General features: G+C 48.9%; 22 protein-coding genes. 14 read left to right on the plus strand and 8 right to left on the minus strand.

The window, feature by feature from the left end:
* Positions 1 to 141: 141 nt before the first annotated feature.
* Positions 142 to 1,641: an ISKra4 family transposase gene (locus DXZ20_RS18540; protein WP_163697845.1), complete on the minus strand. Its 1,500-nt coding sequence runs from the start codon at positions 1,639 to 1,641 to the stop codon at positions 142 to 144.
* Between the two features lie 164 nt (positions 1,642 to 1,805).
* Between DXZ20_RS18540 and DXZ20_RS18545 the strand changes: the two genes are divergently transcribed.
* From DXZ20_RS18545 to DXZ20_RS18555, 3 genes are all read left to right on the plus strand, one after another.
* Positions 1,806 to 3,050 (plus strand): AAA family ATPase, encoded by a 1,245-nt coding sequence (locus DXZ20_RS18545; protein WP_163699764.1) that lies wholly within the window; start codon positions 1,806 to 1,808, stop codon positions 3,048 to 3,050.
* Between the two features lie 71 nt (positions 3,051 to 3,121).
* The gene (locus DXZ20_RS18550) at positions 3,122 to 3,583 is read left to right on the plus strand and encodes a DUF4058 family protein (protein WP_163699766.1); all 462 of its coding nucleotides are present in this window, start codon (positions 3,122 to 3,124) and stop codon (positions 3,581 to 3,583) included.
* Between the two features lie 65 nt (positions 3,584 to 3,648).
* Positions 3,649 to 5,028 carry an IctB family putative bicarbonate transporter gene (locus tag DXZ20_RS18555; RefSeq protein WP_163699768.1) on the plus strand — a complete coding sequence of 460 codons (1,380 nt, stop codon included), beginning with the start codon at positions 3,649 to 3,651 and terminating at the stop codon, positions 5,026 to 5,028.
* A gap of 235 nt (positions 5,029 to 5,263) precedes the next feature.
* Here DXZ20_RS18555 and DXZ20_RS18560 read toward each other — a convergent pair whose 3' ends face one another.
* Positions 5,264 to 5,734, minus strand: coding sequence for a nuclear transport factor 2 family protein (locus tag DXZ20_RS18560; RefSeq protein ID WP_163664420.1), 471 nt, complete (start codon positions 5,732 to 5,734; stop codon positions 5,264 to 5,266).
* A gap of 221 nt (positions 5,735 to 5,955) precedes the next feature.
* Here DXZ20_RS18560 and DXZ20_RS18565 point away from each other — a divergent pair, with 221 nt between their 5' ends.
* From DXZ20_RS18565 to DXZ20_RS18575, 3 genes are all read left to right on the plus strand, one after another.
* Positions 5,956 to 6,498: an OsmC family protein gene (locus tag DXZ20_RS18565; RefSeq protein ID WP_163664422.1), complete on the plus strand. Its 543-nt coding sequence runs from the start codon at positions 5,956 to 5,958 to the stop codon at positions 6,496 to 6,498.
* A gap of 264 nt (positions 6,499 to 6,762) precedes the next feature.
* Complete coding sequence (locus tag DXZ20_RS18570; protein WP_163664424.1) at positions 6,763 to 7,932, plus strand: acyl-CoA dehydrogenase family protein; 1,170 nt, start codon at positions 6,763 to 6,765, stop codon at positions 7,930 to 7,932.
* A gap of 241 nt (positions 7,933 to 8,173) precedes the next feature.
* Positions 8,174 to 9,790 carry an ABC transporter substrate-binding protein gene (locus DXZ20_RS18575; protein WP_163699770.1) on the plus strand — a complete coding sequence of 539 codons (1,617 nt, stop codon included), beginning with the start codon at positions 8,174 to 8,176 and terminating at the stop codon, positions 9,788 to 9,790.
* On the opposite strand, the gene DXZ20_RS18580 is transcribed toward DXZ20_RS18575, so the two are convergent.
* Positions 9,791 to 11,056 carry a PAS domain-containing sensor histidine kinase gene (locus tag DXZ20_RS18580; protein ID WP_163699772.1) on the minus strand — a complete coding sequence of 422 codons (1,266 nt, stop codon included), beginning with the start codon at positions 11,054 to 11,056 and terminating at the stop codon, positions 9,791 to 9,793. It abuts the gene before it with no gap.
* Between the two features lie 222 nt (positions 11,057 to 11,278).
* Between DXZ20_RS18580 and DXZ20_RS18585 the strand changes: the two genes are divergently transcribed.
* The 5 genes from DXZ20_RS18585 to cynS all read left to right on the plus strand — a co-directional run bounded on the left by DXZ20_RS18585 (position 11,279) and on the right by cynS (position 16,221).
* Complete coding sequence (locus tag DXZ20_RS18585; protein ID WP_163699774.1) at positions 11,279 to 12,055, plus strand: response regulator transcription factor; 777 nt, start codon at positions 11,279 to 11,281, stop codon at positions 12,053 to 12,055.
* Between the two features lie 249 nt (positions 12,056 to 12,304).
* A complete protein-coding gene (locus DXZ20_RS18590; RefSeq protein ID WP_163664432.1) occupies positions 12,305 to 13,945 on the plus strand; it encodes a CmpA/NrtA family ABC transporter substrate-binding protein in 1,641 nt (546 codons plus the stop codon).
* A gap of 36 nt (positions 13,946 to 13,981) precedes the next feature.
* On the plus strand, positions 13,982 to 14,821 hold the full coding sequence (ntrB, locus tag DXZ20_RS18595; protein ID WP_250564935.1) for a nitrate ABC transporter permease: 840 nt from the start codon (positions 13,982 to 13,984) through the stop codon (positions 14,819 to 14,821).
* Entirely contained in the window at positions 14,818 to 15,717 is a 900-nt protein-coding gene (locus DXZ20_RS18600) for an ABC transporter ATP-binding protein (RefSeq protein WP_163699776.1), read from the plus strand. Before ntrB ends, DXZ20_RS18600 begins: the two co-directional genes overlap by 4 nt.
* 60 nt (positions 15,718 to 15,777) lie before the next feature.
* Positions 15,778 to 16,221, plus strand: coding sequence for a cyanase (gene cynS / locus DXZ20_RS18605; protein ID WP_163664436.1), 444 nt, complete (start codon positions 15,778 to 15,780; stop codon positions 16,219 to 16,221).
* 363 nt (positions 16,222 to 16,584) lie between these two features.
* On the opposite strand, the gene DXZ20_RS18610 is transcribed toward cynS, so the two are convergent.
* On the minus strand, positions 16,585 to 17,268 hold the full coding sequence (locus tag DXZ20_RS18610; protein WP_250565824.1) for a TetR/AcrR family transcriptional regulator C-terminal domain-containing protein: 684 nt from the start codon (positions 17,266 to 17,268) through the stop codon (positions 16,585 to 16,587).
* A 203-nt stretch (positions 17,269 to 17,471) separates the two neighbouring features.
* On the opposite strand from DXZ20_RS18610, the gene DXZ20_RS18615 reads away from it, so the two are divergent.
* Together DXZ20_RS18615 and DXZ20_RS18620 are read left to right on the plus strand one after the other, a co-directional pair.
* Positions 17,472 to 18,530, plus strand: a complete 1,059-nt coding sequence (locus DXZ20_RS18615) for an NAD(P)-dependent alcohol dehydrogenase (RefSeq protein ID WP_250565825.1) — start codon at positions 17,472 to 17,474, stop codon at positions 18,528 to 18,530.
* Entirely contained in the window at positions 18,512 to 19,129 is a 618-nt protein-coding gene (locus DXZ20_RS18620) for a gluconokinase, GntK/IdnK-type (protein ID WP_163699777.1), read from the plus strand. The genes DXZ20_RS18615 and DXZ20_RS18620 overlap by 19 nt, the downstream gene beginning before the upstream one ends.
* Before the next feature lie 134 nt (positions 19,130 to 19,263).
* On the opposite strand, the gene DXZ20_RS18625 is transcribed toward DXZ20_RS18620, so the two are convergent.
* Positions 19,264 to 20,838 carry a carotenoid oxygenase family protein gene (locus DXZ20_RS18625; protein WP_163699788.1) on the minus strand — a complete coding sequence of 525 codons (1,575 nt, stop codon included), beginning with the start codon at positions 20,836 to 20,838 and terminating at the stop codon, positions 19,264 to 19,266.
* A gap of 97 nt (positions 20,839 to 20,935) precedes the next feature.
* Between DXZ20_RS18625 and DXZ20_RS18630 the strand changes: the two genes are divergently transcribed.
* Positions 20,936 to 21,280: a hypothetical protein gene (locus DXZ20_RS18630; protein WP_163699790.1), complete on the plus strand. Its 345-nt coding sequence runs from the start codon at positions 20,936 to 20,938 to the stop codon at positions 21,278 to 21,280.
* Between the two features lie 4 nt (positions 21,281 to 21,284).
* On the opposite strand, the gene DXZ20_RS18635 is transcribed toward DXZ20_RS18630, so the two are convergent.
* The 3 genes from DXZ20_RS18635 to DXZ20_RS18645 form a co-directional block, all read right to left on the minus strand.
* A complete protein-coding gene (locus DXZ20_RS18635) occupies positions 21,285 to 21,782 on the minus strand; it encodes a TIGR03943 family putative permease subunit (protein WP_163699792.1) in 498 nt (165 codons plus the stop codon).
* 6 nt (positions 21,783 to 21,788) lie between these two features.
* Positions 21,789 to 22,595 carry an ABC transporter ATP-binding protein gene (locus tag DXZ20_RS18640; protein WP_163699794.1) on the minus strand — a complete coding sequence of 269 codons (807 nt, stop codon included), beginning with the start codon at positions 22,593 to 22,595 and terminating at the stop codon, positions 21,789 to 21,791.
* Positions 22,596 to 22,672: 77 nt separating this feature from the next.
* Positions 22,673 to 23,542: an ABC transporter permease gene (locus DXZ20_RS18645; RefSeq protein WP_250565826.1), complete on the minus strand. Its 870-nt coding sequence runs from the start codon at positions 23,540 to 23,542 to the stop codon at positions 22,673 to 22,675.
* Between the last annotated feature and the right edge of the window lie 55 nt (positions 23,543 to 23,597).

Consider the following 23,597-nt stretch of genomic DNA (forward strand, 5'->3'; position numbering starts at 1 on the left):
TCTGCCTACGCGATACTACAGCCTCGCTTCAAATAAGAAGCCCTCCACGGACACTAAGGTTCACGGAGGGCTTCGGGTTAGATATAGAGGGTGCCTAAAATTAGGAAAGTAATAGGGTGCGGCTCTTTTTAAGTAAAGCAATTAAGATGCCAACAATCTTTCAGGATCTTGAAACTTGCTGACATGATTGCGTTTGAATTCCTGCAGTTTGTGAAACTCCCAATACTCATCGAAATCATCACTGGCCCTGAGCGCTCTAATTCTGAGGACGGCCTCAGCTCGGTCAAGTCGCCAACGAGCCCCAGTAATGGCCATGCGGTCATTAACCAAATGTCGGCAAGCCCCTTCAATCACGCCTGAGGCAATCGGATAGCCCTGCTCTAAATACTGGTCATAGTGCAGAAAGGGGCGATACTTCAACAAATAGTCGGCACATTTATCTGCGTTCTCTCTCTTCTTTTTGGATAAATTTTGCAGGGTGGCACTACGTCGAATCCCTGCTGCTACGTCACTGGCTTGGCCGTTGAGGATCCGTAAGGCTCGCTCCTGTACCCACCGTTCTGCCTCCTCACTGCCGGAGGCATGAAAGCAAAAAGCGGCTTTCCAAACATATTCCAACACATGAATGAAATCGATCACAATCGTTACCGCCACAGAGTGTTGTTTGGCGGTGGCTTTAATCGTATTCAACTGATGGAGTTCACCATCGACCAGCACGACCCAAGTTCTTTGATGCTCAGGGTCTCTACTAATGGCCTCATCAAAGGCACTGGCAATCATGCTCTTGGCATCTTGCCTAACACTAGCCCACACCCGTTTGTCACTGATAGACGGTCGCTTGGGCGGCTCTCTCTGGTCACCAATAATATCGTCAGGTTGACGGGAATAGGGGGGCACATGATAGACGGAGGCCACCATCGCCATCCGCTTGCGATTGCGTTTTTGACCGGGACTTAAGCGAGTCTGATGCGATTGTGCCGATTGTTGTGCTGCTTTAGCCGTCGCCTCTCTGAGATCATCGGGATGCATGACGATGCCTTTGCTATCGGTGGTGAGTACCAATAAATCATCCGCAGCCGCAGTCTCGGTCCCACTGCGTTGGGTATAGAAGTCCTCAAAGTCCTGAGCCACTGACACCGTCACCTCTTCGCATTGACGCTTGCCAACCTGTCCACCCGTGGTTTTGGCAATGGTTTGACTGGTTTCGGAAAACGATACTTTCGAGGCCTCTTCGGCCACACGCCGTCGCAACTCATCAGAATACTTATCAGGGGCCAAATTGAGCTTCCCGTCGCTCGGATAGAGGGCACTCACATTAGGCGTTTGCGTGCTGTAGCCCACACGGGGGACGACCACTCCACCGAACAGAGTTTCGAGTTGGCGCTGGGTCCGTTTGCGACGATGCGGTCGCTTTTCTCCATCGGTCCCATAGACTTCGCTTTGATAGCTCTCTTGTTGGTAGCGTAAGTCTAGATGTCCTTGCAATAATCGTCTGAGCAGTTCGGTGCCATGCTCATTGATATAGCGTTCTATCTCGCCATGTTCCCAGTCTTGAGCATCCTCTGAACTCAACGTCTTGATAAGCTCCTGATACTGCTCGTAGGCCTGTTCAAAGGTCTTTTGTTCTATGGTAGAAGACATGACTGATGAGAATGTTCGTAGAACAAACCAGGTTATAACCTATCTCTCAAAAAATGGATAAGTCTATACTCTGACTTCCTAATACATACCAGAACCTACTGGAGTCCATATTCTTCATGACAAAATTTTACTTTGAAAGAGCCGCACCCTATGGAGATACCTGCATGAGTAATCCCAGGGAAATTTTCAGAAAGTCTCGGGACAATATCCGCCGTCTAGGCCTAACCGAAATCCCGTTTACGGAAAGTCCCATTGACCTAGAAAGCCAAACACTAACCAAAATTTTCACGGGTAGAGAAAAGGAACTGGGTCAGGTATTTAACCAATTCCAGGGGCGTGAACGACGTCGAATTTTGATCTATGGCCGCATTGGCATTGGCAAGAGTGCATTTCTATTAGAAATCCTATCTGTGCTCAGGCAAGAACTCACCAAAACCCTCACCAGCTACATTTCATTACCCCCTGACCTCGACCTGGCCACCACTGCCCTGATTGCTCTAGCCCAGGAAATGCCTGATGATGATTGGGCACAGCAACAGCTCTATAAAATGGGTATCCCCACCGCCAAAACCCAAAAGGAACGTAGCTCTGAAGCTGGTGGCAACATGGGACTGGTGGGTAAAATCAGTGAAAAAGACCGACCCATAGAAGCACCAGAATATCCCTCTATTAGCTTGGATATTCTCTTAGATAGAGCGAAAAAGAAATATCCCAACGGGGTTGTTATTGCCATTGATGATTTAGACAAGCAAAATCCTAGCCGGATTCGCCAGCTTATGTATGACGCCCAGGGAATGCTTAAAGGTCCAGCCTGGTACCTGCTGACAGGCCACCCAATTAGTATGACCGGGGATTTATTAACGACAGAGCGGGGGCTATTTGACCTACGCCTGGAGTTGAAGGAATTGGACTTTGAGACCACCTATAAAATGCTGATCAACTATCTCAGTAGTGTGCGTATCGATAACGATTGCACTGATCCAGAAGATCCTCGCTGTGTGTTGCCGTTTTTGCCAGAAACCGCTGCTCAGTTTTGCAAAGTTTCTCTGGGGAAACCTCGGTTGTTTAACCGTCTCGGTAATATTGTGCTCTCCACCGCCGCAGATCTGGAAGCGGAGATGATTACGCCAGACATTCTGAAACAAAGTTTGCAAACGGCCCTACCTAAGTTACAGGAACGGGCTGCCCTGACATTTAAGGAAGAGCGGGTACGACTATTCTTACAACAGCGGGGCAGCATTTCTGATGAAACTATTACCCTTGACGATATGGAACAGCTCGGCGTGCGTGACTTTGCCGAACTGCTACCAATTTTAGAACGCTTAGAATCTGCCGATTTGGCCCATCAGCCTAGTCAAGACGATACCAAAACCTTTGAGCCATTGGCTTTGCCACCTGATGATGAGTAGCGTAACTGGCAGTAGCTCAAAGGCACAAGGCAATCACAAGGACTTGACCCTACGAAACAATGCTTTTTAGGATGCCTAGTAGATTGTCTACCTGCATTGAGCTACTATCACCCATCAACAAACAACCAGGGCGGGGGCGACAAACTTACGAAAATAAGCGGGAGCGGGTACTCAGTAGCTCGACTAATTTAGTCGAGATCGATTTATTGCGAGCCTATGAACCCATGCCAGTCTTTGGAGATGGCCTGCATAGTCATTACAGGGTTTTAGTCAGTCGTAGTGATTTAAGACCCCAAGTAGAACTCTATAAATTTAACGTAACGGAGCAGGTGCCATCCTTTCAGCTACCGTTACGACCAGACGATCAGGCTCCCATAGTCGATCTACAGCGGTTATTAGATGAAATTTACGAGCGCTCAGGATATGACCTAAAGCTGGATTACCAGCAAGACCCTGTGCCATCTGTAAGTGATGATGAGGCAGCTTGGTTAAATTCTTTACTTTGTGAGCAAGGATTACGCTCCCTGTCTTGAGAGAACGACCGTTGCCCGCTACTATAAGGCGCATATTTTGTGGTCGGCTCTAGGACAGTGCCTCAATGATTGACTCAGTGCTGCGTACCCTTACCTTTGGTCAGCTTTCGCTACAGCAGTGGCGAGAGGTGAGCCTTATCCATTGGCTGCTGACGCCATTACGTAAATGGCGTCAGGGTAGCGGGCTACTGCCCCATGGTGACCTGATAGCAGCTGCTATCGTAGCGGTGCTGCTGGTACTGTCTCCCTATACCTCCACCACCCTCATTGGTATTTTGCTGGTGGCCTGTGCAGCGCTGTGGTTTCTCCTCACAGTCAGCGATGAGGCCAACGGTTGGCTCACGCCTATTCATCTGGGGGTCACCCTTTACTGGGCCACCATGGTATTAGCTACGGCCCTGTCGCCGGTCAAAGCTGCCGCCGTTTCTGGGTTGATTAAGCTCACCTTGAATCTGTTGCTGTTTATGCTGCTGGCACGGATACTGCGGCAGCCAAAGTTGCGTACGGGGGTGGTCTCTGTCTATGTGCTGGCGACTTTACCCGTAGCGGTCTATGGTATGCGCCAATATTTCTTTGGAGCTGAGGCCCTGGCCACCTGGGTGGATCCGACCACTAATTTATCTGGGGCAACTCGAGTTTATAGCTATCTAAAAAATCCTAATTTGTTGGCAGCCTATCTGATGCCTGCAGTTGCCATGAGCGTTAGCGCCTTTTTTGTATGGCCCCGCTGGCTACCTAAGGTGTTGGCAGCCATTGCTTTTTTTCTAAATCTTGCCTGTTTGGTGTTGAGCTACAGCCGTGGCGGTTGGATAGGGCTGTTGGGATTATTTTTTGTGCTGGCAGTGCTGCTGGTGTACTGGTGGAGTGAACTGTTTCCATCTTTTTGGAAGAAATGGGCACTACCGATGTTGTTGGGGTTAATGGCCGGTTTGGTTGTATTTGCCGTGCTGTTTGTTGGCCCGGTGCGTGAACGGGCTATGACCATGTTTGCCGGTCGGGGAGACAGCAGCAACAACTTCCGCATTAATGTGTGGGAAGGGGTGATGGATATGATCCGGGCGCGGCCTGTCATTGGCATTGGCCCTGGTAATGAAGCTTTTAACAGAGTTTATCCGTTCTACCAGCGTCCTAACTACACTGCTTTGAGTGCCTATTCAATTTTTCTAGAAACCCTGGTTGAGGCCGGCATTATTGGCTTTACGGCTCTGTTGTGGATGTTAGGAACAACCTTATATCAAGGGTTACACCAGCTACGGCGTCTGCGGATGGATATGAATGGGCAGGGCTATTGGCTAATTGGCGCGATCGCAACCTGTTCTGGTATGTTGGTCCACGGTTTAGTCGATACCGTCTGGTATCGTCCCCAGGTCAGCACCCTCTGGTGGCTGTGCATGGCCATTATTGCCAGTTTCTATGTGCCTCGCCAGCAACGCTACGAAGAATAGGGCTACGTTATGACGTCCCCAGAGCCCATGGGCCTGAGGACGATGAAACATCCTGGATAGGATTACCGGAGGAGACTAGTTCTGTTCGTCAGATCTGTTCTCACAGTGTCTTCTTTGTGATGGGGGTGATTATTAACAATGGCAACAGAATCCCTGGTCTATGGGGAGTTCCCCTAGGAATATTGGCAGGCACCCTGCGGGGCAGTGCCCCATTATTATAGTTGGTGCGATCGCACTACTCTGGAGAATCTATCAGCCCCGGGTGATCGTCTGGACGAGGACCGGGCGCAGGCCAGAAAAAGCGACGTTCTTCTTCAGTAATGGGCTTATCGTTAATGCTCGCCTCTCGGCGACGCATTAACCCATCCTCGTCAAATTCCCAATTCTCATTACCATAGGCGCGATACCACTGACCGGCATCATCGTGCCATTCATACTGAAAGCGCACCGCAATCCGATTCTCACCAAAGGCCCACATCTCCTTAGTCAAACGATAATCCAGTTCCTTATCCCATTTTCGGGTCAAAAACTCTCGAATCGCATCTCGTCCCTGAAAAACCTCAGCCCGATTGCGCCAGTGGCTATTTTCTGAGTAAGCCATGGAAACCCGCTGTGGATCTCTACTGTTCCAGGCATCTTCTGCCATACGAACTTTTTTAACAGCAATCTCATAGGTAAATGGGGGGACCAGTTTCGAAGCTGACATGGGCAAGAATCCTGAGTAATCAGTCAAAGAGTGAATTCGGAGTTCATTCTCCCTATATATACCCCTCAGCGTGCCAGGTAGATGGGACGAACTTTTGGAAAACTAGGATTTTCTTGGGGCTCTCAGTGCTCTCTATTTTTATCAATCAATAACATTGACCTTTCACCTCCCAGGAGTTTCTTGTATCTTAAGTAGAGTGATCATTCTACTTGGATAAAATCATGGCCGAAGCAACTACCGTAACCGCTGAGGTAAAGGCACCGCTTACCCCCATTCCTCAAGACGGTCTAACAGATTTAGCCGCTAAGAATAAGGCCAACCCTGCCGATAAAACCCTAAAAGTTAAAACTGTCTGCACAGGCAAGTTTCGCAGCCTTAACTACGCCCGTGATCTGGACGCATTTGCCATTGATGAACCGCCTGTTCTTTTGGGAGATAATACCGCACCCAACCCATCTGAGATTGTGTTGGGAGCCCTGGGTTCCTGCTTGGTGGTGGGCATTCAGGCCAATGCCGCTGCAAAAGGCGTTACCTTAACTAAGCTAGAAGTTGCCCTAGAAGGCGATATCAACATTGTTAGCACCTGGGGGACTGGAGAACTGGCCAAGCCTCAGGCTGGGTTTACTGATGTCCGCGTTAAGGTAGACATCGACGGTGATGCTGACCGGGCAGTGCTAGAGGAAATGGTGACCCATGCGAATACATGGTCACCGGTGTCTGCGACATTAAGCAACCCTATGCCGGTATCGGTTTCAACGGTTTAATTGGAACTGTTGGATTAAATTTATCTAAAGTCGGAGTTTCTCACGGTAGAAACTCCGGAAACTTCTCTTTAACCTTTTCGTCTCTGGCTTAGGGCATTTCTTGCGTATATTCGTTTGGGTAATGTCGATTCTGGCAACCAATACAATATTTTGGCATCGTTAGGTCTCCATTAGGTTTTCAAGCTTCAAAAATCTAACCCAGCGATCATCACATACCGCTTTATCAGCCCAACTCAATACATCGGCCTTTTATAGAGCATCGCCATGCAAACCATTTCAAAATCATCGAATCATAAGGCATCTTCGGCAACCTTAGATTCAGATCCGGCCATTGCTAACCTACGCACTGTAATTAATCAAGTGCTGACACCTAAGGTGCAAGACATTGATCTCAAAGGAGAGTATCCGGATCAGATTATGCACCAGCTAGGGACTACCCATGCCTTTGCCCATGCAGTGTCCACCGACTACCAGGGGTCGGGTAAAGGATTGAAAACAGCGATTCAAAGCATTGAAGAAATTTCTAAAGACTGTCTTTCAACCGGATTTATTACCTGGTGTCAGGTGGCCTGCACCTGGTACTTAGAAAACACTCAGAACACGACGCTGAAAGCAGAGATGCTGCCTAAAGTCGCGACGGGTCAGGTGCTAGCCGGTACTGGGTTATCAAACCCCATGAAGCATTTTGCCGATATTGAGAAAATTGCCCTGACGGCAACGCGTGTGGACGGTGGCTACATCGTCAACGGCCTGCTGCCCTGGGTGTCTAATTTGGGGCCTGGCCACTATTTTGGGATTGCCGCCAAACTGGCTGATTCGGAAGACTACATGATGGCGCTTGTTTCCGATGCGCTAGAGGGGATGTCGCTGCGGCTTAATGCTCACTTTATTGCCCTGGAAGGGACAGGTACCTATAGCTGTGTATTCCGCGATGCCTTTGTTCCAGATGAGTGGGTTTTGGCATCTCCCTGTGAGGAGTATGTCGCCTGCATTCGCCCTGGATTTATCTTGACCCAGATGGGTATGGGGTTAGGATTAGCCGATAGCTGTATTGAGCTGATGCGTCGGTCTAATAAGCGTCTGGGTCATGTAAATTGCTATTTGGATGATCAAGTTGAAGACCTGGCTGATGCTTTGCACATGGCTCGGTTGCATACCTACAGCCTGGCTGACCAGCTGAATGAATGTACAGGGTTGGCTGATCCACAACTGGATCGCGAGATTATTCAAGCCCGGGTAACCGGTGCAGAACTCTCGTTACGGTCTGCTCAAGCGGCCATGCTGCATGCGGGAGCCAGAGCCTATGTGCATGGTAGCCCAGCAGAGCGTAAGTTGCGGGAAGCTTATTTTGTGGCGATTGTGACTCCCGCTCTCAAGCATCTGAAGAAGATGTTGGCTGATATGAAGCAGCAACCCGCTTTATCGGTTGCCTAATAGTCTCAAATTGGGAGGGTGAGAATTGATTGCCCTCCTGCAGGCTGCTTGACCGGAGGGGACATTCAAGTTTAGGCAATATAGCCTTTGAATGCATCACTTAGCCGACCTTGCAGGCAGTGGACACTGAGGGTTGTAACGAAAATCAAAGTCTGTAAAACGGTATCCGTTGATACTAAAATAAGATAGATTAACCGTTCTAATAGATGTAATCAGGCTTTAGTTCTACCCAAAAATTAATATGAAATCGGTCACGGATCAGTTCCGCCAGTGGGATAGTCTTTCTTGCCAATATGGTGGGACTAGTACCATTCCGCCACGCTGCGTTGTTTGTGGAAGTTATCATTCTACTCAGGACCACTGGCGTTTGATGGCTGAGTCGGAGATGCCCCAAAATCCGGCTGATTTGATCGATGATATGGTTAAGATGCGGCTTTATCAGCCAGAGGCCATTGAGACTGCTGATGCTATTAGTCAGGCAGAGCTACGAAAGGCTCTGTTTGTGAGTAAGGTGGGCAAGGGTAGTCCCAAGCGAGAGCGGCTGGTTCGAGATTTAATTGACCTGGCAGGCGGTTTGGATCAGGCGTTTGGTGCAGCCTTTGGGCCTAAGGCTGGAGAGTTTTTTAGTGATGCTCAGCGCATCAGTCAGGTAACTCGGCGTAAGTTTTTACAGAACATTGCTGTGGGGGCAGCTTTGGTCACTTTGGCCAACTGTGCCGATTCAGCCGAGGTTGCTGATGATCCTCAAGGGTCTGTTGCTAGTGCCCCTGCTGGCGCGTTGGAGAAAACGAGTCTGAAGCTAGCGTTTTTGCCGATTACCTGTGCGACTCCGATTATTATGTCGCAGCCGTTGGGCTTCTATGAGAAGCATGGTCTCGATGTGGAGCTGATGAAGTATGCTAGCTGGTCGGTGGTCAGGGATGCTGCGATCGCAGGTGAACTGGACGCCTACCACATGCTGGCTCCCATGCCCATTGCCATGTCCCTTGGTTTGGGTTCCACCCCCTTCTCAGTGAAGCTAGCCAGCATTGAGAACAACAACGGCCAGGGTATTGCCGTTGCCAACAAACACCTGGGCAATATCAACGGTCCTGCTGACTTTAAGGGCATGACCATCGGCATTCCCTATGATTATTCCAACCATAACCTGCTGTTACGTTACTACCTGGCCACTGGCGGGTTGGATCCAGATAACGATGTGAAGCTGTTGATTTTGCCCCCGCCAGATGCGATCGCAAAAATGGCCACCGGTCAAATCGATGCCTTTATCCTGCCCGACAACTTTACCCAGCGAGTGGTGCAGGATGACATTGGTTTCATTCATCTCTTAACCAAAGACCTGTGGGAAGGGCATCCCTGCTGTGCCTTTGTAGCTGCTCAGAATTGGATTGATGAACACCCCAACACATTCCGCGCCCTTAACAAGGCCATTATTGACGGGGCTACCTACGCCAACAATCCAGCCAACCGTAAGGAAATTGCAGCGGCTATTGCCCCTCGTGAATATCTGAACCAGCCCTTGCCAGTGCTGGAAGCTGTCATGACCGGTCAGTTTGAAGATGGTCAGGGCAACACCTTTGACATTCCCGATCGGATTTACTTTGACCCCTACCCTTGGAAGAGTTTTGCCAGCTGGATTACTACACAGCTTGTACGCTGGGATTACACGTCGGCGGATAAGATTGCCGATGGTGGTCGAGAGTTTTTCTTGACGGATCTAGCACGGGAACTCGCCCTAGAACTGGGTGTGGATTCACCCGAGGAAATCACCCGGATCGAAAAGATGAAGTTTGGCGATTTTGACCCAGACAAAGCCGATGAGTACTTGAAAGAGCAGGTTGATAAGTTTGGCGTTTAATTAACCCGGATGACGGATCTCGGAGTCTCGTCTAGGATAGACTCCGAGATCGGAGTGGGTCTCAACAACTGGCAACGACAATGGCAAAATCACCTTAAACGTTGTCCCTGTGCCCAGCTGGCTTTTGACCTGAATATTTCCCTGTTGGAAATCAACAAACTGTTTGACAATACTTAGGCCTAATCCAGTACCTGGAATGTTGCTGACATTCTTGCCTCGGTGAAATGGTTCAAATAGATGGGGATAATCTTCCGGCGGAATTCCTAGCCCGTTGTCTTTGACTACAAAAACTGCCTGTTCCTTATGGCGGAATAGAGACAAATAAACAGATCTGCCATCCAGGGTGTAGCGAACAGCATTAGACAGAATATTGGTCAAAATTGAACGCAAAAGCGTTTGATCTAGTTTCGCGATCAAAGGTTTGTGTCTGCCAGTGAATTCCAACTGCCCCGTTTGTGAGGGCAGTTCTGTCAGCAGGTTGCGACAAAAGTCGACGAGATTTAGGGGCTCAGGGTTGAGGCATAAGCGCTTGGCTTCCAATTTACCAAGCACTAAAATATCGTCGATCATCTGAGTCATGCGCTCAACATTCTCTTTAATAGTCACAAGATATTGATTTTTCTGCGACTGCGATAATTTTTCGTCATACCGATTTAAAGAGGAGACTGACAGCGCAATATTATTCATTGGATTGCGAAATTCATGGCACACCATGGAGACAAATCTGGACTTGAGGTCACTCAACTCCCGCAATCGCTCATTGGCCGCATAGAGCTCGGCTGTCCGCTTTTTTACTTTGAGTTCTAAATCTTCGTTGGTCTGTTGCAAGACCGTCTCAGCCCACTTGCGTTGGCTGATATCGCGAAAGGTCACCACCGCCCCAATCAGTTCGCCATGATCGTCGCGCATGGGCGTACTAATGTATTCCACCGGGAAACAGGTGCCATCCTTGCGCCAAAAGACTTCATCGGTAACCCTTTGCACATGCCCTTGTTGGAAAACTTCATAGATCGGACAACATTCCCTGGGATAGGGACTGCCATCAGCATGGGAATGATGGAGAACTCGATGCATCGACTGACCGATCAAATCCTCCATCTCCCAATCGATCATGGCAGCGGCAGCTGGATTCACAAAGGTAACATTGCCCTGCAGGTCTAACCCATAGACCCCCTCGCCCACGGCGTTGAGAATTAGCTGATGTTGACGACGTAGAGCCTCAAGTTCGTCATGTTCTGAAAGGCTAGCGGCATCACGTGGTTCCATAAAGCTGTTCAAGACTGTAGTGCACTACACCACGACTGGTTCCTAAAACCCTTAAACCTGTTAGTTAAGCATACAAAATACCCTCAGCAGAGGGTAGGCCCTTGCTGATTTATTGGAGCCATCGGTCTAAAATGATTGGTTAGAACGGGTTAGATTTGTTTTTCCTGGAGGTCAGCAACGGCAAGAGTATTATCTTAATTTCCATCTTAGATGGTAGGGGCCATGGTGAAAACGATTCTGGTCATTGAAGATGAGGCCCAAACAAGAGAAATTTTTCTCCGCTGTTTGAAATTTGAAAAGTTCAAAGGCATTGGCGCAGAAAATGGGTCTACTGGCGTTAGACTAGCGACAAAACATCGTCCTGATCTGGTGGTTTGCGACATTATGATGCCAGACATGAATGGCTATGAGGTGTTGACCTCCCTTAGAGAGAACGCGGTGACAGCTGCAATTCCATTGATCTTTTTAACGGCCAAGGTAACAATGGCAGACCTCCGACAGGGTATGACCTTGGGGGCAGATGACTATTTGACAAAACCCTGTACGGTAGAGACTTTTTTGGATGCGATCGCATCCCGCCTAAAGCGTCAAGATGAACTTAAACGCGGGTTACAAGCAACATCTTTTATGGATGCCCAGGGTCAGGATCAGGCTACTGCTGAAACAATCTTTCCTGAATGTCCGCGACTGAACGCTGTTTTCGAATTTATCGAAGCTCATTATCAAAAACCCATTAACTTAACCGATGTAGCTCAGGCTGTGGGCTACTCTCCTGCTTATTTAACGAATCTATCCCAAAGCCATACAGGTCGAACGGTAAAAGCTTGGATTATTGCCCGGCGCATGGCTCAAGCTCGACAATTATTGTCCAATACGGCTGAGTCCATTAAACAAATAGCCAACTATATCGGCTACACCGATGCTGGCTATTTCACTCGACAATTTCGCAAGCTCCATGGCGTGACGCCACAGGTTTGGCGGAGTGGTCCCAATTCGTAACAATCGCAACAAAACAACGCTATAAACAGCCAACAGACTTAAAAAGTCCTAGTTTTGCAAAAAATAATCCAATGTAATCCCTAGAAGTGATTGGTATAAATTTTACTATCAAATCCCGCATATAAACTTAGTTCGTGTCCAAGTGTGGAGTTCTATGGCAAAGGACATTATCCATTTTCCCTTGGACGCCGTTTAACTTACGTGGATAACCAATAGTCTCAGTCAACGCTAGTTAAGGTGAGTAATCCTATGGTTTTAACCTCCGCACAAACTGATCAAGGGTGGAACAATCTAAATTGCGATCGCGGCAATCTCACCGATTTTCAGACGGCCTGCGTCATCTGTGGTGGAGCTCATCTGACCCATTCCCATTGGGAATTCTTACAAACCATGCCCCAGGACCCAGTGGAGATGGTGGATGACCTGATGAAGATGGGGCTGTATAAGGATCAGCAGCTGCGAGCTGCCGATAATGTCAACGCCTACGAGCTCCGCAAGACTCTGTTGCTCAAAGCAGCGGGCAAAGGTGATCCAAAGCGTGAAAAATTGGTGCTGGCCCTGGCAAGACAAGCGGGCGGGATTGAAAATGCGTTTGCAGCGGCCTTTGGCCCCCAAGCCGGACTGTTCTTTACCGATGCCATTCGCAACAGCCGATTTACCCGTCGAGAGTTTCTTAAGAACTTAGCCATTGGTGCGGCACTAGTGACCCTCAGCAACTGTGGCCCTAATTCCCAGCAAGCGGCAGAAGAAGAAGATGCCGCCGCTCCGGTGGATGTCTCCAACCTGGAGAAAACGGATCTCAAGATTGGTTTTATTCCCATTACCTGTGCTACACCCATTATTATGTCCGAGCCTTTGGGCTTCTACGCCAAGTATGGGTTTAATGCCGAGGTTGTCAAGATGCCCAGTTGGGGGGCCGTACGAGACTCTGCCATTGCTGGAGAATTGGACGCTTATCATATGCTTGCACCGATGCCAATTGCCATGACCCTGGGCCTAGGGTCTGCATCCTTTGGTGTCAAACTCGCTAGCATTGAAAATATTAATGGACAGGCCATTACAGTTGCCGAACGCTATAAGGGACAGATCAACGGTCCAGCGGACTTTAAGGGCTTTACCATCGGCGTCCCGTTCCCCTATTCCATGCATAATCTGTTGCTGCGCTACTATCTAGCAACTGGGGGTATCGACCCCGATGTGGATGTTAAGATTCGCCCCGTGCCGCCACCGGATAGCATTGCCCAGTTGATTGCTGGAGATATTGACGCTTACTTAATGCCCGATCCCTTTAATCAGCGTGCCGTCTTTGAAGGGGCTGGGTTTATCTTTAAGCTGACTAAAGACCTATGGCCAGGTCATCCCTGCTGTGCGTTTGCCGCTAGCGATCAGTGGATTGATGCCAATCCCAATACCTTTAGAGCGCTGAATAAGTCCATCATTGAAGCGGCTGGCTATGCTCGTGATCCGGCGAATCGTCCTGAAATTGCTAAGGCAATCTCCGAGAGAGCATTTCTTAATCAGCCAGTTGAGGTGGTTGAGGCTGTGCTGACCGGTAACTTTGAGGATGGTCAAGGTAACACCCTGAGTGTGCCGGATCGAATTGACTTTGATCCATATCCCTGGCAGAGTTTTGCCAACTGGATTTCTTCGCAACTGGTGCGTTGGGATTTACAAGGGGATGGTAAAGCTAATCAGGTTATTACCAGCGAAACCTATAATCAGATCGGGAAAGATATTTTCTTAACTGACTTAGCTAGAGAGTTAGCTCAGGAGGTGGGGCTTAACCCACCGGAAGATATTTACCGCACTGAGACCCTTGAATTCGATACCTTTGACCCTGCTGATCCAGCAGCTTATGTCAAAGAGCAAATTGATAAAAATGGTGTTTAAGTTCAGCGGTCAGATCTTGAAGGAGGTGCAGATTACATGGCCTTAAGTAAGCCAGCTTTAAATAAAGTTAATGGCGTTGACAGTAGGTCCCCATGGCTTAATGAGAATGTCAAGGCGTTGGGACTATTTGTTATTTCGCTCATTCTTTTCTTAGTGTTTTGGGAAGTTGGTGCCAACCTGAAGTTGTTTGCTAAAGGGATGCCCACTGCTTCTAAAACGTTGCAAGAACTATGGTGGTGGACTACTCATCCCTTTTTTGATAATGGCCCCAACGATTTAGGCATTGGGTGGAATTTATTAATTAGTTTGCGACGTGTGGCAATTGGTTACATTTTAGCCTCTGCGATCGCAGTTCCCCTGGGCATTCTCATTGGCATTTCACCCATTGCCTACAAAGCCTTTAACCCTTATGTACAGCTCCTAAAACCAGTCTCGCCGCTAGCCTGGTTACCTTTAGGGCTCTACATATTTCGAGATTCCGAAAAAACGGGCGTCTTTATCATTTTGATCTCCAGTATCTGGCCAACGCTGATTAATACAGCCTTTGGTGTCGCCAATGTAAGTCCAGAGTATCTAGATGTCTCCAAAACATTGGGAGCATCAAGGTTGCGGACCATCTTTAAGGTGATTATTCCAGCTGCTCTACCCAATATTGTCTCCGGTTTACGGATCAGTATGGGCATCGCCTGGTTGGTGATTGTGGCGGCTGAAATGCTTTTAGGGACCGGGTTAGGCTACTTTATATGGAATGAATGGAATAATCTCTATATTCCGAATATTCTAGTTGCGATTTTCATCATCGGTCTGGTTGGGCTCATCTTAGACAGTATGTTTGGTGCCCTAGAAAAATTTGTTGCGTTTGGGCGTAAAGCATGAGCATTGCTTCCGTCAATTATTCCAATAATGGTGCCGTATCTCCTGAACCTGAATTTCCTTCGGCCCAGCTTTCCATTCGGAATGTTACCAAGGTGTTTGCAGGCAAACGGGATATCTTCAGTAGGTTGTCAGGTAAGACAACCCGAGATTTTGTCGCCATTGAAGACATCAGTTTAGACATAGAACCTAATACATTTGTCTCTATCATTGGTCCTTCGGGCTGTGGTAAGTCGACATTGCTCAATATGGTGGCCGGGCTATCCCCCGTTACTGGGGGTGAAATATTGCTGAATGGTCACCCCATTCAAGGGCCTGGTCCTGATCGAGGCATGGTTTTTCAGAACTATGCCCTGATGCCCTGGATGACCGTTGAAGAGAATATTCGGTTTGCGGTTGAAACCGTTTTTCCCAAGCTGTCACCCAAGCAAAGGACTCGCACCATTAAAGAGCAGATCCAGTTAGTGGGGCTGGTAGGGGCGGAGAAAAAGCATCCCCATGAACTTTCAGGAGGGATGCGGCAAAGGGTCGGCATTGCTCGTGCTTTGGCTATTAATCCTCAGATTTTACTGATGGATGAGCCCTTTGGAGCCCTGGATGCCTTAACTCGTGGCTTCCTACAGAGTGAAGTTGAGCGCATTTGGGAACAACACCGGAAGACAGTCATCATGATCACCCACAGTATTGAGGAAGCCTTACTGCTGTCGGATCGCATTGTGATGATGACTCGGGGGCCAGCTGCTCGCATTGACGAGATCCTCGAAGTCCCATTCCCCCGACCTCGCGATCGAGAAACCATCGATCAGCATCCGGCCTACCACGATCTTAAGGCCGAAATGGAACACCATCTGTTCCGTGAAACCCGTGCTGTTGAAGAGTCTCGTATCCAGGTTAAATAATTAGAGCTGCGTTAAGCGTTATTCCTGTTTAAGTTTTGCAATCAAGAGGTGATTTTTGCGATGGCTATTTCTGAAATCTCTGCCAAGTTTCTCGCAGCCAAGAAAGCCAAAGGGGTATCATTTGCCGATTTGGAAGCCAAGCTAGGCTACGACGAAGTCTGGATTGCATCAGTACTGTATCGTCAGGCTAGTGCTTCAGAAGAAGAAGCCACCAAAATTGTTGAAGCTTTGGGCCTGGGAGCAGAATATGTTGAGTATCTCACTGAGTGTCCTGTAAAAGGTGGTCTAGACCCACTTGTGCCCACTGACCCCCTGATTTATCGCTTCTATGAAATTATGCAGGTTTATGGCATGCCGGTTAAGGCAGTGGTCCATGAGAAGTTTGGTGATGGCATCATGAGTGCGATTGATTTCTCCATTGATGTGGAGAAGGAAGAAGATCCCAAGGGCGATCGGGTGAAGGTGATCATGTGTGGCAAATTCTTGCCCTACAAGAAGTGGTAAGACAAACATAAATGTTAGGGGTATACAGCTAGCTGTGCGCCCCTAACGCATGCATATTCAGCAAGAGTTGTTGTGTTAGCAGCCTTAGCTGGAGTCTTTCATGGCTTTGCCTACGGGGAAGGGATCTGATTATCATTTTGATCATCTGTTGTGATGGGCTAGTGTTGTTACCAGAGTAAATATTTCTATCCCCTCTACTCTCATTTTGCTTTCTTTCGAGGGCTGACTATTACCCAATCATAGTGGCGCTTCTCCCTGGACCAGAAGCGCCACTTTTTTAGTAGTACTAAATTAGTACTACTAACAGCAAATCTGCATTCAGTGTGTTGTTAAGCTTTCTCTAAATTCAGCAGTAACGTGTTCCTAAACTAAACTATCAGAGGTTTTACGAAAACTATCGAGGCTATTAAGCAGCAACTCTAGACCAAACTCAAAGTCATGAATGCCGTTATACCGACCATCCATGACATAATGCGTGAGCTTGTTCAAGTAAGGATAGGTGTCTACTGGGAGCATGGCAACATGCTGCTGCGCTGCCTCTACATACTCTGCTTCTTCAAAGGGAAAATTCAACTTCTGTAGGGTAAAACCATAAATATGGCTATCGATGGCATTCCACACATGATCCGCCATTTCAAATGAAAAGCCCGCCTCCACCAGGCAGCCCAGGGTGGCATCCACATAGCGCAACATTGCTGGCCCCACATTGGCCCGTGACACTATAGCCATGGTTGCCCAAGGGTGACGCAACAAGACCCTATGGGCTGATATCGCCCGACTGCGCATCGCTGTTTTCCAGTCCACTGCCACATCAGGCACCTCTATCTCACTGGCAACAATATCCACCATGCCGTCTATCAAGTCATCCTTATTGGCCACATGGTTATAGAGCGACATAGCCTTCACCCCCAGCTGCTGGGCAAGCTTTCGCATCGAAAGCGCATCGATGCCATGGTCATCGGCCAATTGCATGGCCGCTGCTAATATCCGTTCGCGGTTTAACGGAAACGATGGGGATGTATCTGTGGCATTCGTCTTTTTGCCCATTTAGCTTTTCTTTAGATCAACCCTAACCCTTCACCATTCAGCTGTTTTTAAACATTTGGCTCGATGCACATCTTGACATACTTACAGCGTAAGTTAAACTTACAGTGTAAGTTGAGAATTTGAGACACTCAGCGCTGATATTGGCTATGCAGCCTGCGCTGCGCTCATCTGCAAAACGACTCTTCGCATGGGAGAGACCCATTATGCAAACGCTAAAGACCTCTGCCTCCGTTCAAGGAAACACGTTGGAAAGTGACAAAATGAAGGCCATTGTCCAAGACGAATATGGTTCGACCGATGTCCTGCGACTAGAGGATGTGGACAAGCCAGTTCCACAGGATAATCAGGTGTTGGTCCGTGTTTATGCATCATCTGTCAATGCAGGGGACTGGCATTTGATGCGTGGCACGCCATTTTTAATCCGGTTAATGTTTGGCGGAATTTTGAAGCCCAACATTAAAACCCTTGGGGCAGATGTGGCAGGATCTGTAGAAGCCGTTGGCAATGATGTGACGCAGTTTAAGCCAGGGGATCAGGTGTTTGGAGATGTGTCCGAATATGGGTTTGGTGCGTTTGCTGAGTATGTCTGTGTGCCACAGGATGCCTTGGTGCTAAAACCCTCCACCGTACCTTTTGCCGTCGCTGCCGCCATGCCTGCTGCTGCCATGGCTGCGCTTCAAGCCCTGCGCGATTGTGGGCAGATTCAACCAGGGCAGAAGGTTTTAATCAATGGTGCGTCTGGGGGGGTGGGGTCGTTTGCGGTGCAGATTGCTAAGGCATTTGGCACTGAAGTAACGGGAGTGTGTAGTACAAGCAAGGTGGAGATGGTGCGATCGCAAGGTGCCGATCACGTCATCGACTATACCAAAACCGACTGCACCCAAGCAGAGTCTCAGTACGATCTCATTCTTGATGCTGCCGCCTATCGCTCGGTATCTGACTTTTTACCTGCCTTAAAACCGGGCGGCACCTATGTCATGATCGGGGGTGCCACCGGATCATTCTTTCAGGCAATGCTGCTGGGGCCTTGGTTAGCAAAGCGCAGGGGGTGCAATGTGAAATGTCTGGAGATGAAACCCAATCATGATGATCTGGTCACTGTGGGAGAGCTGATGGTTGCTGGCAAGATTATGCCTTTTATTGATCGTACCTTTGGCCTGGATGAGGTACCTGCCGCCATGCGTCACGTTGAACAGCGTCAGGTGCAAGGAAAAGTTGTCATTAACATCGGGGAAGAGAGCCCATGCACGACTGCCCGCTAGTCTGGATAATTATGGGTGTTGCTGGTTCGGGTAAAACGCTAGTGGGGCGGATGCTGGCTGAGCGTCTAGAAAGCGACTTTTTAGAAGGGGATCGGCGGCACCCGTTATCCAATATTCATAAAATGTCTTCGCAGCAGCCTCTCGACGATGGAGATCGTCAGCAGTGGCTGTTAGAAATTCAAGGGGATATGCACCGGGCAATTGCCAAAAACCGCGAGACCGTCATCACCTGTTCTGCGTTAAAGGTCGCCTACAGAGAACAACTTTCCGCTTTAGATCGCGTTCAGCTAGTGTGGCTTGATGTGCCCAAGGCAGAGCTAGAGCGGCGACTGCTCAGGCGGTCAAATCACTATATGAAGCCTGAAATGTTGGCGAGTCAGTTCGCGACCTTGGAACCCATTGCTCCAGACGAGACTGTAATTACGGTCGATGGCCGTTTGTTGCCCACCAGGATTGTTGACGAATTGTTGAACCAGGCCACGTGGTTGTTTCCAGATTTAGAAAAGCCTTGGTGGAAGAGAGCTGGAGGAGACGACTCAACTAATTCTGATGTGGGTGACGCTGTCATGTATTCAGACATTTATGGCGATGATTTCTAACATCTCAAGGGCGATCGCAACGGTGAGTTTTAACCTGATCGCATACGGTGCCATGTGCTCGCCCTAGGATACCCTACGCTACCCAACAACAGAATATTTCATACAGAACAGGGGGCAGGTACAAGACCGTGCCCCTACCGTGGCCCGTAATAGTTGGGTACCCATGACCCATGCAGACCTGGCACCAGTCGATGATTTAACCACAACCGACACACTGGACCGGCTGCTAAATCTTTTGCATTGAGGATCACCAACGATGAACGCTCCTTGGCATGGTCGTAAACCATGCCAACCAACCATCCATCCTCCTCGTCCCCACCGGCAGGGACAAACACCGGTTCATCGGTAAAACTGAGACCATCTTCCATCCAGATTTGAGACTTTTGGGTATGCAGATCCACCTTGAGATAACCAACGGGGGGAGACGACTCCCCCACACGGTTGCTATAGGTCATGTAAAGATAGCGCACAGCCTGGGTTTCATACTGAGGGTGGCAACAGGGGTACTCAATGCAATAGTTCTCAAGAACAACCTGGTGATTGACGGTGCCTTGCTGGGGCTGAATGGTTGTTTGCCAAAGATAGGTGGGAGCAATGACATCAAAGTCCGGCGCATACCCCTGCCAGCTACTCAAAAATCCCTGTTCCAGCCCGGCCTCTGGCCAACCGGCACTATAAACCACCACAGATCCATCTGGCTGATCATAGGCACAGGCCTGGTGAATTGAAAACCAGGGGCTGGTCTCAACAATTTGTACTGGCTGCCCTGCCATCGGACCATCGGGACGGGGCACTAAATGTATCCGCGTTGGCTGATTTGTTTGTAGTTGCAAACAATCCGCCGGGGACTGACGACCCAGGATAAAGGGTAACGGGTTAAAGGTAAGGCGGTTTTCAACAAAGACATAGTATGTGGGTGTGAGGGCAAAATCATGGGGATTCACCATGGCCCCAGGTATCTGAAACTGGGAGCGGGTGCATTCTTGCCATTGTCGGTCATATTCCACAATGGCAATGGTGAGGCCCTTGAGCTGGGCGGCCCAGTGCCATAGGATAATGCGATCGCGCACCGGATCACCATGGGGATGGGCCGTCGTTGCCCACTGTCCCTGAGCAAAGCGTTGTAAAGTTTGCCAACGGGATTTTGGTAATGACTGAGAAACCAACTGCCCCTGGACATTTTGGGAGCCGATGGTGTCCAGCGTATGGGGATTCACCTGATACGGTAGTCCAGCCTCGTACATCGCTAGCAGTCTGTCGCCCCAAGCCACTGCGTTTACATTGGCCGGGTTTTTCAGATAAAGCTCCAACAGATTGTCTTGAGGTTTGCGAGTCCCAAAGGTGGAGCGAAACAAAAAGCGATCAGCCTGTTCTTCCTGTACAAACTCCGCCGTTTGCACAAACCTGGAATCAAAAAACACCCGCCCATCATCACGAAAGGCGATCCGACAGAGATAACCATCGCCATCTAAAAAATGATTGACTCGTTGGTTACCCCGCTCAAACCCACTGGGACCATTGTGAAACCAGGTGGAGTTTAACAATGCCTCCGGTAACAAACCTTCAATTTCGGTGATTTCGTAGGAAAATTCTGCTCGCTGGGACCGAAATGCACCAAACCATGCCGCCTTTTGCGCCTGCCTTAGACGATCATCACGTTTACCCCAAACAATCTGGTCAGCATTAACAGGTCCCTGGTCTGTAATCATATTTGAAAGTGTGCATCCACCGATTGCTTATGTACCAGAATAAAATATAGCGCTACCGTAGAGGTGTAGATACCATGACCGCTAAGGAAATATCTCTATGCTACCGTTATTGCCCACCCATCCTCTGGTGCTCAAGGTGATCAAAGGGGTCTCCTGCACATTAATCGCTGGAGCATTGGGACTCGTGGCAACCAAGCTGAGCGGCATGATTGCAGAACATACATTATTAGAGAGAGTTTTTTGGATTGGTGCAGCCGCATTGTTGTTTCATATTTTAGAAGGTATAGCTGCGGGTATTTTGGCCCATCGCTTAAAGGAAAACCCAGTTAAAGCGGGCATGTATACCTTTTGGACTGGGATTGCAGGCATTACAGAAATCTTGCAAAGACTGGAAGATAGCCGCCAGGTAACAACAATTGAGTCAGGAATTAGGATCAAATAATTTATCAAAAAACACCGTTAATGTAGGCTTTCTTAGGTTCAGGAATCGATTGAATTTGCTTAGGAATCACCACTAGCGTGGGGCGATTACGCACATCCACTGTGCCAAAGACTCCCTGTACCTGTAGCCAGGTATCATTTTCAAAGTCATCAGCGGTATCGATGTGGATCGCTAACCCCAGGGGCACCGTATCCGCCAGGCAACAGCGAATGATACGGCGAGCCAGGACAAATTGGTTAGGAGCCCCTGGAAACTGACGATGAACAAAGCCAACGATGTCAACGGGCTGTCCTGGAAAAATATCTAACGGTTCTCTCACGGACGTAATCAAGCGTCGCCATTGCAAGACATTACGTTTGAGGGGATCGGGTTCTTCCCCAGCAGGCTCGGCATAGGACCAGATGTCGATGGCGGCTTTGTTTTCGTCTGCTTCGGCGGTCTTCGCCTGGGTTCCAGTGACCCACTGGGCCAGGTTTTTCAATAGGGGAAATCGAGTAACCATAGCTATTTATTTAATGCGAGTATCCAACATCTCTGCCAGTTCTTGCTCTTCAAAGGCTTTGACCACCTCAGAACGCAGATGATCCACAAACAGATTGCGATGATACTCAAACCCTTTGCTCATCATGTCGCGGGGACGGGACATCTCTACTGGCACCATGGCCAAAGTGCGGCCTGGGTTGGCGGTTAAAATCAACACCCGATCCGCCAAGTAAACGGCTTCATCAATGTGGTGGGTAACAAAAATAACGGTCTTACCAGTGCCTTGCCAAATATCTAGCAAGAACTTTTGCATTTGATGACGGGTTTGGACATCCAGGGCAGCAAAGGGCTCATCCATTAGCAACACATCGGTGCCAAGACAGAGAGCTCGGGCAATGCAGGCCCGCTGTTGCATCCCCCCCGAGAGCTGATGGGGATAGCGGTTTGCCGCTTTTAACAGCCCCACCTGTTGTAAATACTCCTTGGCTCGCTGGTGGCGTTCCCGTTTTCCTAAGCCCTGTAGATTTAACCCAAAAGCAACGTTATCAATCACCGACAGCCAGGGAAATAGAGACGCCTGCTGGAAGATCATAGAACGATGGGGAGACGGTTCTGTGATGACCTCACCACGAAATCGCAGTGTCCCCGATGTGGGTGTTTCCAAACCAGCAATCATGCTTAGCAGGGTACTTTTGCCGCAACCACTGGGACCAATAATCACTAAAAATTCCCCCGGTTCTACGGAGAAACTGATGTCGTCAATGGCTAAATTGGCTTCAGAGCTGTCAGGATTCCAGATTTTACTGACGCGATCGCAAACAATCTCACCCATCCATAAACCCTCCTGTACACCGTTTCTCAACTCCGTTGAATAAACCTCGCTGGATGGATGGGCCAATGCCCACCCTACTATATTTGCGCCGATCCTTTCCACCACAGCACCCGTTGCTGCACCTGCCGAAATCCAACATCCAACAGGTAGCCCACCACCCCAATCACAGCCATGCCTAAAAACATCAGCTTGGCATTAAACATTTGCCGACCTACCATCACAATGGCTCCTAGCCCGGTATTCACCCCCACCATCTCAGCTGCCAACACCGCCATCCAGGCCGCAAAAAAGTTAATCCGCAGGATAAAAAACAGATCTGGAATCACCGCCGGTAAAATCACATTAAACATCACCTGACGACGGCTGGCACCCAGAACCCGTGCCGTATTGATATACAGCTGATTGACATTGTTAATAGCATTAACCGTCGCCAGGGTAAGCAAAAAGAAAATGCCAATAAACACCACAAAAATGGCCGCATTATCCCCAATACCAAAGGCCATAATGGCAAAGGGAATCCAGGCAATAGGAGCAATGGGAGCCAGCAGCGTAATCACTGGTAGGGTGAGTTTACCAAAAATCTTAAAGTAACAGGCCAGACCACCCACCCCAATGGCGGCAATAAAGCCCAGCACCAGACCGGCCACTACCCGCTTGAGGGTGGCCACAATGGCGGTAAGTAAAACAAAATTGCCACCCGTGCGCTCCACACCAATTCTGGGCGCAAGAAACTGTTCCTGATTACCAATTTCAGCAATAAACTCGTGGGGTGGGGGCAAAATCAAAGTGTTCACCCACCCAAGCAAGGTTACTAATTCCCAAATTCCAATAAACAGACCCAGCGAGAGACACCACCACATAGCTGACGTGGCTACAGTCTGCCACCAGCGACTGCGCGTTTTAGAAACGCGAGGTTCGGCTAGACTGACAGAAGATTTTAATTGCATGTTTTTAAGAATTGAGGAGTCAAGTTTGGGCATATACCGTTAACAATTAAGGCAT

Origin of the sequence: Adonisia turfae CCMR0081 (assembly GCF_011009555.1) — a bacterium.
Lineage (GTDB): Bacteria > Cyanobacteriota > Cyanobacteriia > Phormidesmidales > Phormidesmidaceae > Leptothoe > Leptothoe turfae.